Below are 1354 nucleotides of genomic sequence, written 5' to 3' on the forward strand. Positions count from 1 at the left end.
GGGAGCGCGGCGGTCGACGCCGGCCCCGAGGAGGTCGTGGCCGCAGCCCGTCGGTCCCTGACCGGCTCGGTCGGCCTGCTGCCGCGGTTCCGGGTCGACGACGGGGTCGAGGCCGGCGGGGCGCGGACGGTCGCGGCCGAGCGTGGCTACCTGCGCGAGAGCGGCAACCTGCTGTTCCACCTGGCCCTGCTGGGGATCCTCGTCTCGGTGGCCACCGGGCAGATGCTGCACTACCGCGGGCAGGCTCTGGTGGTCGAGGGCCGGGGCTTCGCCAACGCCGTGACCGACTACGACACCTTCGAGGCGGGGACGGCCTTCGACCCCACCTCCCTGGTCCCGTTCACCCTGACGCTGGACGAGTTCATCGCCGAGTTCACCGCCGACGCGGCCGCGAGCCCGCGGGACTTTGTCGCCGAGGTCACGGTCACCGAGCCGGGGGACGAGGGGACCGAGGAGAGCGCCGCGTCCATCCGGGTCAACCACCCGCTCACGGTCGGCGGGGCGAAGGTCTACCTCATGGGCAACGGCTACGCCCCCGAGCTCACGGTGCGGGACGCGACCGGGGAGCTCGCCTTCGCGGGGACCGTGCCCTTCGTCCCCGAGGACGAGCAGTACCTGTCCCGCGGGGTGGTCAAGGTCCCCGACGTCTCGACCGGGGACCAGGTGGGCCTGGTCGGGTACCTGCTGCCCACCGCCGAGATCACCGAGTCGGGCGCCCGGTCGGTCTACCCCCAGCCCTTCGACCCGATGCTCGTCCTGACGGTCTGGAGCGGGGACCTGGGCCTCGACGACGGCGTCCCGCAGAACGTCTACGAGCTGGACACCACGGAGATGGCCCAGGTCCTCGAGGAGGACGGCACCCCGACGACGATCCTGGTCAGGCTCGGGGAGACCGTCGACCTGCCCGGCGACCTGGGCACCCTGACCTGGGACGAGCTGCCCCGCTTCATGGCCGTGGACCTGCGGTACGACCCGGCCCTGCCCTGGATCCTCGCCTTCTCGGTCGCGGCCCTCGTCGGGCTCTCGGTGTCCCTCTTCACACCGCGGCGACGCCTCTGGCTCCGGGTCACCGAGCAGGACGGACGTACAGTGGTCGACGGCGCCGCACTCGCACGCGGCGACGACCTGGGCCTCGACGGCGAGCTCGACCGGGTCATGGACGCGGTGCGAGCACTGGACGGAAGGCAGGACGATGGGCACCGGTGAGCTGAGCACCCTCCTCGCGTGGGGGGCGGTCACGGCCTACGCGATCGCGCTCGTGGCCTTCTCGATCGACCTCGCGCGCCTGGCCGACGGTCTGGCCCGGCCCGCCGAGGCCCTCGGCGGACGAGGGCAGGGCGACGCGGCGGGCGGC

General features: G+C 73.3%; 1 protein-coding gene. It reads left to right on the plus strand.

The window, feature by feature from the left end; translation table 11 throughout:
* A partial coding sequence (locus L0B03_RS17965) for a cytochrome c biogenesis protein ResB (RefSeq protein WP_250448388.1) occupies positions 1 to 1206 on the plus strand: 1206 nt, incomplete at its 5' end.
* Positions 1207 to 1354 lie beyond the last annotated feature (148 nt).

The organism is Actinotalea sp. C106, from assembly GCF_023630195.1.
GTDB lineage: Bacteria > Actinomycetota > Actinomycetes > Actinomycetales > Cellulomonadaceae > Actinotalea.